At 37.8% G+C, this 13707-nt stretch carries 14 protein-coding genes; 12 read left to right on the forward strand and 2 right to left on the reverse strand.

Features of this window, described 5'->3' with window-relative positions:
• Positions 1 to 7 precede the first annotated feature (7 nt).
• From AKG34_RS28425 to AKG34_RS24915, 4 genes are all read left to right on the forward strand, one after another.
• Complete coding sequence (locus AKG34_RS28425; RefSeq protein WP_169787527.1) at positions 8 to 175, forward strand: hypothetical protein; 168 nt, start codon at positions 8 to 10, stop codon at positions 173 to 175.
• 137 nt (positions 176 to 312) lie between these two features.
• Complete coding sequence (locus AKG34_RS24900; protein ID WP_053348812.1) at positions 313 to 528, forward strand: hypothetical protein; 216 nt, start codon at positions 313 to 315, stop codon at positions 526 to 528.
• Positions 529 to 768: 240 nt separating this feature from the next.
• Positions 769 to 918 (forward strand): hypothetical protein, encoded by a 150-nt coding sequence (locus tag AKG34_RS28430; RefSeq protein ID WP_053348813.1) that lies wholly within the window; start codon positions 769 to 771, stop codon positions 916 to 918.
• A 541-nt stretch (positions 919 to 1459) separates the two neighbouring features.
• On the forward strand, positions 1460 to 1870 hold the full coding sequence (locus tag AKG34_RS24915) for a hypothetical protein (RefSeq protein WP_053348815.1): 411 nt from the start codon (positions 1460 to 1462) through the stop codon (positions 1868 to 1870).
• Between the two features lie 625 nt (positions 1871 to 2495).
• On the opposite strand, the gene AKG34_RS24920 is transcribed toward AKG34_RS24915, so the two are convergent.
• Positions 2496 to 4121 carry a M4 family metallopeptidase gene (locus AKG34_RS24920; RefSeq protein ID WP_053348816.1) on the reverse strand — a complete coding sequence of 542 codons (1626 nt, stop codon included), beginning with the start codon at positions 4119 to 4121 and terminating at the stop codon, positions 2496 to 2498.
• Positions 4122 to 4593: 472 nt separating this feature from the next.
• Between AKG34_RS24920 and AKG34_RS24925 the strand changes: the two genes are divergently transcribed.
• From AKG34_RS24925 to glpK, 7 genes are all read left to right on the forward strand, one after another.
• Positions 4594 to 6078, forward strand: coding sequence for an amino acid permease (locus tag AKG34_RS24925; RefSeq protein ID WP_053348817.1), 1485 nt, complete (start codon positions 4594 to 4596; stop codon positions 6076 to 6078).
• A gap of 399 nt (positions 6079 to 6477) precedes the next feature.
• Positions 6478 to 7578, forward strand: a complete 1101-nt coding sequence (locus AKG34_RS24930; RefSeq protein WP_053348818.1) for a CaiB/BaiF CoA transferase family protein — start codon at positions 6478 to 6480, stop codon at positions 7576 to 7578.
• 165 nt (positions 7579 to 7743) lie between these two features.
• On the forward strand, positions 7744 to 7866 hold the full coding sequence (locus AKG34_RS29390) for a hypothetical protein (protein ID WP_269083775.1): 123 nt from the start codon (positions 7744 to 7746) through the stop codon (positions 7864 to 7866).
• Between the two features lie 405 nt (positions 7867 to 8271).
• Positions 8272 to 8709, forward strand: a complete 438-nt coding sequence (locus AKG34_RS24935) for a hypothetical protein (RefSeq protein ID WP_053348819.1) — start codon at positions 8272 to 8274, stop codon at positions 8707 to 8709.
• Between the two features lie 210 nt (positions 8710 to 8919).
• Positions 8920 to 9462: a glycerol-3-phosphate responsive antiterminator gene (locus AKG34_RS24940; protein WP_053348820.1), complete on the forward strand. Its 543-nt coding sequence runs from the start codon at positions 8920 to 8922 to the stop codon at positions 9460 to 9462.
• A gap of 234 nt (positions 9463 to 9696) precedes the next feature.
• The gene (locus tag AKG34_RS24945; RefSeq protein WP_053348821.1) at positions 9697 to 10521 is read left to right on the forward strand and encodes an MIP/aquaporin family protein; all 825 of its coding nucleotides are present in this window, start codon (positions 9697 to 9699) and stop codon (positions 10519 to 10521) included.
• A gap of 23 nt (positions 10522 to 10544) precedes the next feature.
• Positions 10545 to 12035: a glycerol kinase GlpK gene (glpK, locus tag AKG34_RS24950; protein WP_053348822.1), complete on the forward strand. Its 1491-nt coding sequence runs from the start codon at positions 10545 to 10547 to the stop codon at positions 12033 to 12035.
• A 184-nt stretch (positions 12036 to 12219) separates the two neighbouring features.
• On the opposite strand, the gene AKG34_RS24955 is transcribed toward glpK, so the two are convergent.
• Entirely contained in the window at positions 12220 to 13158 is a 939-nt protein-coding gene (locus AKG34_RS24955) for a helix-turn-helix transcriptional regulator (RefSeq protein ID WP_053348823.1), read from the reverse strand.
• Positions 13159 to 13245: 87 nt separating this feature from the next.
• Here AKG34_RS24955 and AKG34_RS24960 point away from each other — a divergent pair, with 87 nt between their 5' ends.
• Complete coding sequence (locus tag AKG34_RS24960; RefSeq protein WP_053348824.1) at positions 13246 to 13689, forward strand: VOC family protein; 444 nt, start codon at positions 13246 to 13248, stop codon at positions 13687 to 13689.
• Positions 13690 to 13707: the final 18 nt, after the last annotated feature.

A 13707-nucleotide genomic window follows, 5' to 3' on the forward strand; every position in this document is an offset into this window, starting at 1 on the left:
TATAAAAATGCAAGGTTGGCTTTATGGTTTATATGCTCTAATAATAGCAATAATCTCTATATTTACAGGGGAATTAGTAACATTTATTATGCTGGGCTTTATTTTAATTAGCCTTCAAAATATTCATTCTACATTAAAGGAGATACTGAAAGTTAATAAAGAGAAAATGGATTAACGGGTGCTTTACTTCTATTAGGGAGTTGCTTTGGCAGCTCTTTGTCTTATGCAACTATCGGGGCAGTTTAGTTGAATAAGGTAATATTTGGATTAAGATAGATATAAGTAGAAAAGTTAATAACAAGGGCTGATTTTTTGGAGAAAAATATTGGGGATGTAGATTTTTTTAAACAAGTAGTAAAAAGACTTTGCAAAAAAAACAATATTTCCCCTCAGAAACCTAAATTTGAAATCATCGAGAACGTAATGGTTATTAGCATTAAGAACCATTTAAAAGATGGAGTAGACTTAGATTGTTTTAATATTTTAAACCTTATTTACCGAACAATTGGACCTTTAGAAGAGAGTTGAACAAACAAGAAATAGAATGATTGAGGCTTATGCAGAGTGTCAAGGCATTTTATTTTGATTATAGCAATGAAATGAATACCATTTGGCGATGAATTATTTTACTAAGTTTTTAATGTTTTTACTGATATATGCAAAGTTAGCAGTACACTAATAAAGTAATAAGGTTTACTTCAGTAAAAAAAGGTATATTATATTTGTTGAATAGATTTTCTTTAAAGACAAGAAAAGTAGGTGAACAAAGTGGGAAAATATCAATTGGATTACAAAGGTCAGGTAGCTGTGACAAAGTTTCGTGAAAAACAGAAGCCTGCCAAATTTGATAAAAAGCAGCAACTTGAAAAAATACGTGCGGAGTATTTGAAAAAGAAGCAAAAACAAACAGATAAATAATATGAATGAAAACATAGGAAGACTAAAATCTCCCTATGTTTTTCTTATTCGAAGTTCTTTTTTCAATTGATGATAGAGTTTATTATTCCCATAAATTTCAGATTCGGTGACAAAAAACTCGTCATCAGATATCCATTCCTCACTAAAAATTTCAGTAGCAGAATCAATAGACCAGCCGTTATTTTGGATTCTGATATGCTCCAATAAAAAATAAAGCAACGCATTCCAATATAGAAACGGCTGCTTTAATTCATACTTTCAATTTTACGCTTGACGAGTTTTTTATAAAAATGGTTACGTTTTTGGTTACGTTTTTCCCAATTTTCTGTATATGGTGCAAACAAACACAAGAAAATAGGTAAGTTATTCATCGTTCAAATATATACAGGCTATTTTTTCAACTTCCTTATGCAACTAACGCATGCGTTAGCTGAAGATCAGAGCTGTCTTTAAGGCAGCTCTTTCTTTACTATCGGGGCAGGATAGTTCTATAAGGATTTTGTTATGATTAGTAAAAACAAGCAGTATACGGGAGGTCATAATGGATAAAGAACAAGAAAAAAGAATTGTAAAAAGGTTCTTTGCTAAAAGAATACAAGATAGAGTTATATTTGAACTATCATCAGAAAAGAAAAGAGTAGAAGCATTGAACAGACTTTGCCACGATTATGGCAAAACACTTCTTCCGGAATATATGATTGAAATACCAACTCCTAATTCCGATTATCAAGAAATTGCTACTTTACTTAAAAAACAAGGTGCACCCAATGAGTGTTATGTAATTTCATGGAACGAAGAAATTGATGGTAAAAAATTATCCTTAAATGAAGCCTTAAAGAAAGTAGTTGGTTATGGAATGCCTTCTATTGTTTCGTGTATTGAAGGTTCACTTGCTTACTTTGAAGCAGAACAAGAGGTTGGTTCACCTCCAAGATTTTTACTGAAAAGGTAAACATAATGGCTACTTCTTTTTAAGCTCAGGTTCTTTACTTCAATAAGGGAGTTGCTATGGCAGCTCTTTTTCTTATGGAGCTAAAGGGGCAGGTTAGCAAGATTGTGAAGGTTTGTACTTAAACTAACGGGTGCGTTAGTTCTATAACTTAGAAGAGATCGACTTTTTAGGTTGGAATTCTCTTAGCGTATAAAATTTCCGAAGTGGGCGGTTAGCTACTGTTCGTAAAAGCAGACTTTCTCGAACGGTGGAGTTTCTTCTCAAAACAGCCGTTATTAACGTTCGTTAAAGCACGAAAATACTATACGAATGTCCGGAACGAACTTCCTATAAGGTGCGCGACTTTTTAATATTGTGCTTATTATTTTTAGTAAGGACGTCCTGAAATGATAAATGATGGATTTATAGTAGGACGCGTTTCCCTGCGCGGAAATGGTAACTCATGCGTCATACACAGTGGGAGCTCCGATGTACCTAGGTTTGGGTGCTGGTTGTTGCTTACATTTATACTTATAAAAAAACACCTCAGCTAACATGTACTTTTTTCTGTACATTTAGGGAGGTGTTAAGGTTGTCTTACTTATTAGATTAGCCTAGACATTTAATAATTCATAGGGTGGATCTCTTAATTCACACCGACAGCTGTAAAAGCGTTTTTGACTGCAGTGGCTTCTGCACTGCTTGAACCATATAAATCAGCGGCAGATTGGACGACTGCTGCTCTGGCTTGTGAAAAAGTAGACGAGGAAGTTAAATAAGTCGTGTTGGCCCGGTAAAAGATGGTTCCTAGTTTATCAATGCCAATTCCAGTTACGGTCACGCCATGGTGAGTGCCACCCGCGGAGATAAGATAAGCTGCCTTATTAATGATTCCGCTGTTCGTATGGACGCCGCCATTGTCGCCCGATCCTGTATAACGGTTCGTATAATGGTCAGGGTCGCCATTCAATGTTGGGTTGGCCATTGAACGGAGGGCATCGCCGGAAATATTAGGTGTGTAAATATCTTCTCCTATCAGATAGTCCGCTTTTGCACTTTGATTCTTAAATTCAACAACGGTGCCAAAAATATCAGAAATAGCTTCATTCAAAGCACCGGATTCATTCTGATAGGTCAAATTCGATTCCGTAGAAGTTACTGCATGTGTCAATTCATGTGAAACAACGTCTAAACCGCCTGACAATGGGATGAACGTCGTGCCGTCCCCATCACCGTAAACCATTTGTGTACCATCCCAAAAAGCATTATTGTATTTCGAACCATAATGAACGGTTGACTTCAGGATGGCTCCATTTCCATCGTAAGAGTTCCGTCCAAACGTGGATTTGTAATAATCATAGGTTTTACCAGCATAAAAATGAGCATCCACTGCAGCTTTATCGGTAGAAGAAGTAAAAGCGTTGGTTGAATTGGATAAGAGTGTACCAGGCAATTTTGACCGGTTATTAGCATTATAGGTGAAAATACCTTTGCCACGTGTATTGTCTTGTAGATAATATTTACTGCTCGATAAGGTAGTGTTTAACGATACAGTATTGTTTAGGACTCCGATGCCCGTACCGACGGAATTGGTCCCCGTCACTTCATCAAGGGTGTTATATTTATTCAATATTTCACCTGTTTTGACTGAAATGAAATAATTATAGTTTCCTGGTTCCGGATCTAAGAAATTTAAATTGACCTTATATACATAGTCGGCCTTTCCTTCATTGGCGTATACATATAGCTCTGATTCAGGAGATTGTTCGTAGGAAGGAGTGAATCCAATATCTGTTTCGGCTATTTGGATTGCTTCTGATTTACTGATGCCTTTTTTAGCCTTTTTCCCTAATTTAGTGTTTAAATTGGCTTCAACTGTTCCGGACACGACTGTTAAAACACCTTGAGGGTCAATTAATACTGCCTGTGTAGAATTCCATACAGGTACGCCCTGATAGGTTTGTTGCAATCTTAGAGCGGTATTTCCAAGTTCATCCTTACTTTTTTTTTGGATAATGAAGGAGTCTTTCGCTTTTTGCTTCTCTAACTTGTAAGACTTTGTGTTTTTATCAAAAAAGGTAAGAATGATATCCTCTGCCGTCTGCTTTGAAGGTTCTGTGAGTTTCCCAGACTTGAATTCTAGCGAATCTCTATGCTTATTATACTTTTCAACGCTTAACACGTTTTTTGCCGCTAGAGCTTCTTGTTGGGGAATAGCAGAAAATAATAGACCGATAGATAGTGCGGTTCCTAAAAATACCTTACCTTTCATAACCTTTCAACTCCTTCATGAGAATACCTCATTTTTACATCGTTTCATATTATTATCAAATGGAGAAAACACGCAAAAATATGACATTTAAAGGGATAAAATGGAGAAAAATGGTTTTTAATAGAAATGTTCTTTCTAAATATTCTTCTAGTAATATTTGGAATATATTTAAGGGCGTATGAAATGAGCTTAGTATTTTATTAGTCCCGCTTTTTTAATGCTGCAAAAAAACATGGCATAAAGTGCAAAAAAACATGGCATAAAGTGCAAAATATTTTGTCTATTAAAAGCGTTTTTTAAAATAATTTGTTGAATTTTGCGGTTTGAAAATTTGGCATGAAAATTGCATATATTCAGAATAGGAATATTCGAATTGTAAATTAGGTCTATTTGAAAGTCGATGAAATAGGAAAATTTATTAAATGGATTTCCCTATAAATGAAAGCGCTTATATAGAAAGGGATGAAAATTTATGATACCAAAACAAGAAAACGACATCTTTCAGCATCCTCCAAAGCGAGAAGAACAAGAATTAAAGCGCGGTTTAAAATCCCGACATTTAACGATGATTTCTATTGGAGGGGCTATTGGCACCGGGCTGTTTCTTAGCAGCGGGGCAGCTATCCATACAGCTGGTCCAGGCGGCGCATTACTTGCTTATGCCTTAGTTGGGGCAATGGTGTACTTTGTGATGACCAGCTTAGGGGAACTGGCAGCCTTTATGCCGACAAGCGGTTCATTCAGTACCTATGGAACGAAATTCGTCGATCCGGCATTTGGATTTGCCTTGGGATGGACGTACTGGTTCAATTGGTCGATGACCATAGCGGCGGAGTTGTCAGCCTCAACAATGATTATGAAATTTTGGTTTCCAAATAGTCCATCATTGTTGTGGAGTGCATCATTCTTGGTACTCATTTTCCTATTAAACTATTTATCCGTTAAAGGATATGGTGAAGGGGAATACTGGTTTTCCTTCATAAAAGTAACGGCCATCGTTATTTTTATAATCGTTGGCATACTAATGATTGTTGGCATCATGGGTGGCGAAGCAGTAGGTTTTAAGAACTTCACAGTCGATGACGCGCCTTTCCCGGGTGGTTTTATGGGTGTCTTCATTGTGTTTATTGCAGCTGGCTTTTCTTTTCAAGGTACAGAAATCGTTGGTGTGGCTGCAGGTGAAAGTGAAGACCCAGCCAAAAATATACCGAAGGCTATTAAAAGCGTTTTTTGGAGAATCCTACTCTTTTACGTATTGGCAATCTTTGTGATAGGGCTACTTATCCCTTATACAAGCGAAAGTTTACAAGGGGATAATGTTATGGTCAGCCCATTCACGCTTATATTTGAAAAGGCTGGAATTGCTTTTGCAGCTTCGCTCATGAATGCAGTCATTTTAACAGCGGTATTGTCAGCAGGTAACTCTAGTTTATATGCATCGACACGTATGTTATATTCAATGGCTAAAGATGGGCAAGCACCACGCATTTTTGCAAAACTTAACAAACGCGGAGTGCCGGTTGCGGGAATGATTTTGACATGTGCCATTGGTATGCTTGCATTTTTAGCTTCTGTATTTGGTGATGGTAAAGTGTATATATGGTTAATGAATGCTATTGGTATTACAGGATTTATCTTCTGGCTAGGTATTTCTATCAGCCATTATCGTTTCCGGAAAGCTTATATAGCTCAAGGCCATTCATTGGAGAAGCTGCCATATAAGGCATTATGGTTTCCGATTGGACCGATTTTTGCTATTGTGATTGGCTTAATTGTCATTCTATCTCAAAATTTTCAAGCGTTTTTTTCAGACCACATTGATTGGGGCAGTGTAGTAGCTGCATACCTAGGAATCCCACTTTTCCTTGGTCTATGGTTTGGATATAAACTGGTAAGGAAAACTAAATTCGTTAAACTTGAAGAAGTGGAGTTTGACTTTGACAAAAAATACGAATGATAATGCTTTAAGTAAAATCAGCCGGACAACGTTGTTTTAAGTTGTCCGGCTTTTACTTGTCTATATAAACAGTAATGTGCATGTAAGCTTTTTTACCTTCCCCATTCAAAACTCTTATTCAAAGCCAGGAGCCGGATTCCTGGCTTTTTAATTTATGATAAATGGAAATTAATACAAATTTAAAGGTGGATGTTATATGATAAACGTAATCTCTATGTGTGTTTTTCTATAAAATTAGCTAAAGGGGACTCTATGTATCATTCTAATCTCTTTCAAATTTTTTTAAAAAAGTAAAGGAATGCATGCTAGTACGACGGGGTAACTACCATCTTTGAGAAGAGAAAGCCAGACTTTAACCGTTTGAAGTATCTAATCGCTAGAAAAGGAGGGTGCGCGCTTATGACTCTATTAACTAATTTGAAAGTATTAGACTTTTCAACGCTACTGCCCGGACCATTTGCCACTTTGATGCTAGCTGATTTAGGAGCAGATGTTTTGAAGGTAGAAAGGCCGGCAGCAGGGGATTCATGGGGTGTGAATCAATATCTTAACAGATCAAAGCAATCGATTACCCTTGATTTAAAACAGTCGGAGTCCATCGAAGCCGTAAAAAATTTAGTGAAAGAATACGATATCGTCCTTGAACAATTCCGGCCAGGTGTCATGGAGCGCTTAGGGCTGGGGTACGAGGTATTAAAACAAATCAATCCGAAGTTAATTTATTGTTCAATCACAGGATTTGGCCAAACCGGTCCCTACAAAGACCGCCCGGGTCATGATATCAATTATATTTCGATTGCAGGATTATCAGGCTATTCCGGTACGCAAAAAGACGGCCCAGCAAAGAACGGAACGCAAATAGCTGATCTTGCAGGAGGGTCATTGCATGCTATTATCGGTATTTTGTCCGCAGTCATTTATAGAGACAGAACGGGGGAAGGCCAATACATCGACATCAGCATGACCGACTGCAGTTTCGCTTTAAATGCCATATCCGCACCTCTGAATTTACAAGGGGGCATGGAGCTTGAGCCAGAGAAATTGATATTAAACGGAGGGTCATTTTATGACTTTTACGAAACGAAAGATGGTCGTTATTTTTCGGTAGGAAGCCTGGAGCCTCCATTCCGTAAAGCTCTGTGTGTAGCAATCCTCAAGCCCGAATTGTATGAACTAAGCTTGAGTAGAGATGCTGAGAGTGGAAGTAGATTTAAAACAGCTGTCCAACGTGCTTTTCTTGAAAAGAACTTTGATGAATGGAAAGAAATATTTGCTGATTCTGAGGCTTGTGTAGAACCAGTACTGACCTTTACCGAAGCGACCAATCATCCCCAGCTTAAGGAGCGGGGCATGATTGTTGAAATACCTGACGGAAAAGGAAGCATCCAGAAGCAAATTGCCTGTCCAATCAAAACATCGGTTTTTACCCCTGATTATAAACATGCAGGGCTGAAGCCAGGACAAAGCAATGAAGAAGTTCTCCGCACCTTTAATCGCTAAATAAAGAAACGGACCTAGCTAAAATGATATATATATTTAAAGGCTGTCACTTTTCCAAAATCTTTTTGGAGAGAGATAGCCTAATTTTTTTGAATTCGATCTTCGCTGCAACGACGTAAATACTCCTGTACTCATAGTGCTGCAACATTTATGAGGCCGAACTAAATGGAGGAAGGACGAAATAAGTGGGATGAAGGACGAAATAAGTGGGATGAAGGACGAATTAATCGGATGAAGGACGAAATAAGTGGGATGAAGGACGAATTAATCGGAGGAAGGTCGAATTAAGTGGAGGAAGGACGAAATAAGTAGGAGGAAGGTCGAATTAAGTGGGATGAAGGACGAATTAATCGGAGGAAGGACGAAATAAGTAGAAGGAAGGACGAAATAAGTAGAAGGAAGGTCGAATTAAGTGGGATGAAGGACGAATTAATCGGATGAAGGTCGAATTAAGTGGGATGAAGGACGAATTAATCGTAGGAAGGTCGAAATAAGTGGAGAAAGGTCGATTTATTCGGAGGAAGGTCGAATAAAGCGGAGAAAGGTCGAATTAAGTGGGATGAAGGACGAAATAAGTAGTAGACCTTGCATGTTATGAAGGGTTAACTACATTCGTGAAGACGGCATATGCTATAACTGACGTTCCATATGGAATGAAGTTACCTGTAAGTTAAGTTGGAGGGGGAAACCACGATGAATACGTTCAATCCATCTAATATTTTCGGGAATGGTTTACCGATAACGTTAACTGCGTCTATGCTAGAGCGATTTATAAAGATGAAATCAGGTGAGCAGGATGTTAAAGTCGAGATTACGCCAAAACATATAGTGCTTTTCGGAACGACGGAAGTGAAAAAAATGATGTTTAAGAAAAACGTGCCTTTCCGTATTACATTAAAACCGGTTCACGTGGAAAAAAGAACGATTTCATTTGAATTAGTAGAAATGAAGCCTATTGATAGGAATTTTATTAACCAAAAGATATTTAACAGACCGCCATTTTTTGAATTTGAAAATAGAATGATCAAAATGAATTTTAATGCTTGGAACATCGTGAAAAGAATACCCGTGGGCACTATTAAATCGTATGAGTTGGCGGAAGGTGCATTAAAAATTAAACTTTCATTATGATGAATCGAAGAAAGGGTAAGCAATGAAGGAAATATTTACATAGCATTCTTACCTGTACTATTTTAAAGGGGATACCAGGTATGTTAGTGTAAGGATATGGTAAAGGACGATTCTTCAATAAGAAAAATTGTGTTTGATAAACCAAGCTCTTTAAAATATACTAAATAACTAAAAGTTTTGAGTTTTTCCGGTAGATAAGGGGGAAAATGAATGGACCAGAAAATTTTGCCTGCTTCGGCAAGCATGAAGGATTTCGAAAGATTTCTAGAAAGTTCCTATGAAATAGGTGTGTTTCTTGATTTGCATATATCACAATTGAAAAATGTAAGCTTAATGGCAAAGCAGCATAATAAGAAAATGATTTATCATGTCGATTTAATTCATGGTATTAAAAGTGATGAATACGCTACAGAATTTATTTGTCAGGAGTATTGCCCATATGGCCTGATTTCAACAAAATCCAGCGTGATTTTGAAAGCGAAGCAAAAGGGTGTTATTGCCATTCAACGAATCTTTTTAATTGACTCACATGCGTTAGAGAAAAGTTATAAGCTGGTACAGAAAACAAAGCCTGATTATATCGAAGTTTTGCCTGGCGCAATGCCTTGGATGATTAAAGAGGTAAAGGAACGCTTACAAACTCCTATCTTTGCTGGTGGGCTCATACGTTCTTCAGATGAAGTCTTGAATGCCCTTGAGGCAGGAGCTTCGTCAATCACGACTTCAAAAACTGAATTATGGGAGATGTTTTAATTTAGATAGGAGTTGATGTGTGATAGAGGAAAAAAAATACAGAAAAAATCATTTATTTTTATATAAATTAATTGACAGCGTTTTCACTACCTAGTATATTTACATTACAAGTTAATACATGTGACGGAGATTAGGAGATTCACACCAGACATACTCATTTTTTGAGGAAAGTTCTGCTGTGAATCTCCTTTTATTTGTTGGTAAGGCATCATTCTATAAGAGGAGGAGTTATGTATGACTCCATTTTGGGGAGAAGTAGTAGGCACAATGATTTTAATTTTATTTGGTGCAGGTATTGGGGCAGGATCTTCCTTAAAGGGATCTTATGCCAAAGATGCAGGCTGGATTGTCATCACGATTGCATGGGGACTAGCTGTTACAATGGGTGTCTTTGCAGTGGGTTCCATAAGCGGAGCACATTTAAACCCGGCTGTTACAGTAGCATTAGCTATCAATGGAGATTTTCCTTGGGCTGATGTGCCAGGGTACATTGTGGCGCAAATGATAGGGGCAATTATAGGTGCGACTCTTGTATTCCTGCATTATTTGCCTCACTGGAAAGCTACGGAGGATCCAGGTACAAAGCTTGGTGTGTTTGCAACCTCACCAGCTATCCCACATACTTTTTCAAATCTATTAAGTGAAATGATTGGTACATTCATCCTTGTTCTTGGCTTATTATTTATTGGAGCAGGCAAGTTTACAGAAGGTCTGAACCCATTTGCTGTCGGTTTATTGATTGTTGTTATCGGGATGTCGCTCGGAGGAACAACAGGCTACGCCATAAACCCTGCACGTGATCTTGGACCTCGTATTGCTCACTTCCTGCTGCCAATACCGGGTAAGGGAAATTCGAATTGGGGCTATGCTTGGATTCCGGTTGTTGGCCCGATTGTCGGTGGAGCACTTGGAGCTGTCTTCTATAAAGCGGTCTTTTTAGGTGAATTGACGACAGTCTTTTGGACTGTTTTAGGAGCAAGCCTAATAATATTGGTATTAGCATATACTTTTGGAAAAAAGCAGTCGCGTGAGTTAGAAACTAGCAACATTGCTAGTTAAATTAAAAAGGGGGGAAACACATTATGGAAAAATATATCTTATCATTGGATCAAGGAACAACTAGTTCACGGGCGATTTTGTTTAACGAAAAGGGCGAGATCGTCCACTCGGCCCAAAAGGAATTCACACAGCATTTCCCTAAGCCAGGCTGGGTAGAGCATAACGCCAATGAGATTTGGGGATCAATTTTAGCAGTGATTGCTGGTGTACTATCGGAATCTAGTGTAAAGCCTGAGCAAATTGCTGGTATTGGAATCACTAATCAGCGTGAAACGACAGTCGTTTGGGATAAAGAAACAGGAACCCCTGTGTATAATGCGATAGTATGGCAGTCCAGACAAACTAGCGAAATTTGTGATGAATTGAAAGGAAGAGGTCTTAATGATCTGTTCCGAGAAAAAACAGGATTGTTAATAGACGCCTATTTTTCCGGTACAAAAGTGAAGTGGATCCTCGATAATGTGGAAGGAGCTCGACAAAAAGCAGATGAAGGCAAGTTGTTATTCGGAACCATTGATACCTGGCTGATTTGGAAGCTATCAGGAGGCAAGGCCCATGTAACAGACTATTCTAATGCTTCGCGGACATTAATGTATAATATTCATGATCTGAAATGGGATGAGGAGCTTCTAGAGATATTGACTGTTCCAAAATCGATGCTACCAGAGGTTAGACCTTCTTCCGAAGTGTATGCCCATACGATCGAATATCACTTCTTCGGCCAGTCGATTCCAATTGCAGGAGCAGCGGGTGACCAACAGGCGGCATTATTTGGCCAAGCTTGTTTTAATGAAGGAATGGCTAAAAATACGTATGGAACAGGTTGTTTCATGCTTATGAATACGGGTGAAAAGGCTGTCAGTTCCGAGCACGGGTTATTGACAACTCTTGCTTGGGGATTGAATGGCAAGGTTGAATATGCACTAGAAGGCAGCATATTTGTAGCAGGATCAGCGATTCAATGGCTGCGTGATGGCTTACGGATGCTAAAAAATGCCGAGGACAGTGAAGCCTATGCAAAACGTGTAGAAAGTACTGATGGAGTTTATGTTGTTCCTGCGTTTGTAGGGCTTGGGACTCCATATTGGGACAGCGATGTCCGAGGTGCAGTTTTTGGCTTAACTCGTGGAACATCTAAAGAGCATTTTGTCCGTGCTACCCTTGAATCGCTTGCATATCAAACGAAGGATGTACTCGATGCCATGGAGGCGGATTCAGGTATTGAGCTGAAGACATTGAGAGTGGACGGCGGTGCAGTTAAGAACGACTTCTTAATGCAATTCCAAAGCGATCTACTACGTGTCCCTGTTGAAAGGCCGACTATAAACGAAACGACAGCACTCGGTGCAGCGTATTTGGCTGGACTAGCTGTTGGCTATTGGAAGGACCAAGAGGAAATCGCTCAGCAGTGGGCAATAGACAAAACCTTTAATCCATCCATGGATGAGCAGGAAAGTGAAAAATTATATGACGGATGGAAAAAAGCTGTTCAAGCAGCAATGGCTTTTAAATAAAGGTTCTGATAAACACTAAATTTAACAAATAAAGAAGGCCACTTATATAGTGGTCTTTTTGTTGTTAAATTTACAATAAAGTCATTTGAAACTTAATAAAATGCTTTAAATATGTTGTTCAATTATCGGGCAGATTACCATAATAAAGTCTTTAAATAAGAGAAATAATTTACAAACTAGCCTTCTATAAATTATCTAGTAAATCTATATAATACTTTCTTAAAAGTTCTCTTAATATATTAGGTTCTACTATTTTTATGGACTTACCAAAGCTAGCAATATAGTTAACTATAAACTCAAGCTCATTTGGCTCATACGAACCAACAATATAGGTACTTTCACTCTCGTTGATTAACTTCATAGATGGGAAATGTTGCTGTTGAAAATGCTCAACCCCTTCTTGATTTATTAGACATTTGAATTGAATTGCCTTTTCAGATGGTTTCCAGAGTGAATGTGCATTGTGAACATTAATCTCCTTTAAGTCAATTAATGGTTCGATGTTCGTTATTTCCACTGTTGTAATACGATCACACCGGAATACTCGATAAGCTTTTTTCGTTACATCATAAGCCTGACAATACCAATAGCCTTTCATTGCATAAATAGCGATTGGCTGAATGCTACGAGTGCTTTCTTGATGCATTGATTGATAACTGATTTTTAATACTTCATTTTTAATGGCAGCAAGTAATAAAGTTTCTAAATGTGCGCTTTCTTTGATTTGCTCCGTGTGTCGAAAGGTTACCCGGTCTTGAATTCTCTCTATATGCTGACGTTGTTTTTCTGCTAACGCGTTTATAAATTTCTCATGAATAGAATGAAGCGATACTTGAAAAGGTAGATTTGAAAAGCTGCGTAGTGCCTGCATTGCAAAATAAAGTGCATAAATTTCTTGACTGTTAAAAGAAATGGGGGGGAGTGTCATTTGATTAAGTAAATGATAACCTCCATACCGACCATATTCTGCATAAATTGGTGCGCCAATTTCCTCTAGTGAAGAAATGTCTCGTAATGCAGTTCTTTTAGAAATATGAAATTCTTGCATTAAATCTTGGAGCGTAAACTGTTGTTTTTGATTGATAAAACGCAGCATTTGATTTAAGCGTTCTGATTTTTTCATAAAATGACCTCTTAATGGTGCCGTTTTTTGTCACCTTTATTTTATATACTTGTAAGTGTAATAAATAATTGTTGAGGAGGCAATAAAATGAATTTTGAAGTAATTCCCTTTCTATCGATGAATGGTAAAGGTGCAGCTGCAATTGAGTTTTATGAGGAATATTTAGGGGCGACCGTTCTTTTTAAGAAAAATTATAAAGAGATGAAGGAAATGAATCCTAATTTTATTTATGGAGAAGGTCAAGATGAGTATATTACACATTCTGTTTTGCAAATCGGTGCGAATAAGCTTATGCTTGCGGAGAAAGAAATGGACAATACACAACCTTGGCAATTAGGTAATAGTTCATCTTTATGTATTCAGTCTCAAGATAAGATTGTAATTAAAGATCTCTATGACTCGCTTATTCAACATGAAAAGGTGGCCATTTTAGTACCATATGAACCCAATGCTTTTAGTCCAGGATATGCCATTGTGCGAGATCCGTTTGGAGTAATTATCCAACTTTGTGTAACCGTGCATGATTTTTAATTTAGGTGATTTATTACA

The sequence above is a fragment of the Peribacillus butanolivorans genome, from assembly GCF_001273755.1.
GTDB classification, from domain to species: Bacteria; Bacillota; Bacilli; order Bacillales; family DSM-1321; genus Peribacillus; species Peribacillus butanolivorans.

Coding starts and splice junctions, on each gene's coding strand:
- AKG34_RS24955 (WP_053348823.1), bottom strand. CDS start 13,158: ATGAAAAAATCAGAACGCTTAAATCAAATGCTGCGTTTTATCAATCAA.
- AKG34_RS24920 (WP_053348816.1), bottom strand. CDS start 4,121: ATGAAAGGTAAGGTATTTTTAGGAACCGCACTATCTATCGGTCTATTA.
- glpK (WP_053348822.1), top strand. CDS start 10,545: ATGGAAAAATATATCTTATCATTGGATCAAGGAACAACTAGTTCACGG.
- AKG34_RS24960 (WP_053348824.1), top strand. CDS start 13,246: ATGAATTTTGAAGTAATTCCCTTTCTATCGATGAATGGTAAAGGTGCA.
- AKG34_RS24935 (WP_053348819.1), top strand. CDS start 8,272: ATGAATACGTTCAATCCATCTAATATTTTCGGGAATGGTTTACCGATA.
- AKG34_RS28425 (WP_169787527.1), top strand. CDS start 8: ATGCAAGGTTGGCTTTATGGTTTATATGCTCTAATAATAGCAATAATC.
- AKG34_RS24930 (WP_053348818.1), top strand. CDS start 6,478: ATGACTCTATTAACTAATTTGAAAGTATTAGACTTTTCAACGCTACTG.
- AKG34_RS24945 (WP_053348821.1), top strand. CDS start 9,697: ATGACTCCATTTTGGGGAGAAGTAGTAGGCACAATGATTTTAATTTTA.
- AKG34_RS24940 (WP_053348820.1), top strand. CDS start 8,920: ATGGACCAGAAAATTTTGCCTGCTTCGGCAAGCATGAAGGATTTCGAA.
- AKG34_RS24915 (WP_053348815.1), top strand. CDS start 1,460: ATGGATAAAGAACAAGAAAAAAGAATTGTAAAAAGGTTCTTTGCTAAA.
- AKG34_RS24925 (WP_053348817.1), top strand. CDS start 4,594: ATGATACCAAAACAAGAAAACGACATCTTTCAGCATCCTCCAAAGCGA.
- AKG34_RS29390 (WP_269083775.1), top strand. CDS start 7,744: ATGGAGGAAGGACGAAATAAGTGGGATGAAGGACGAAATAAGTGGGAT.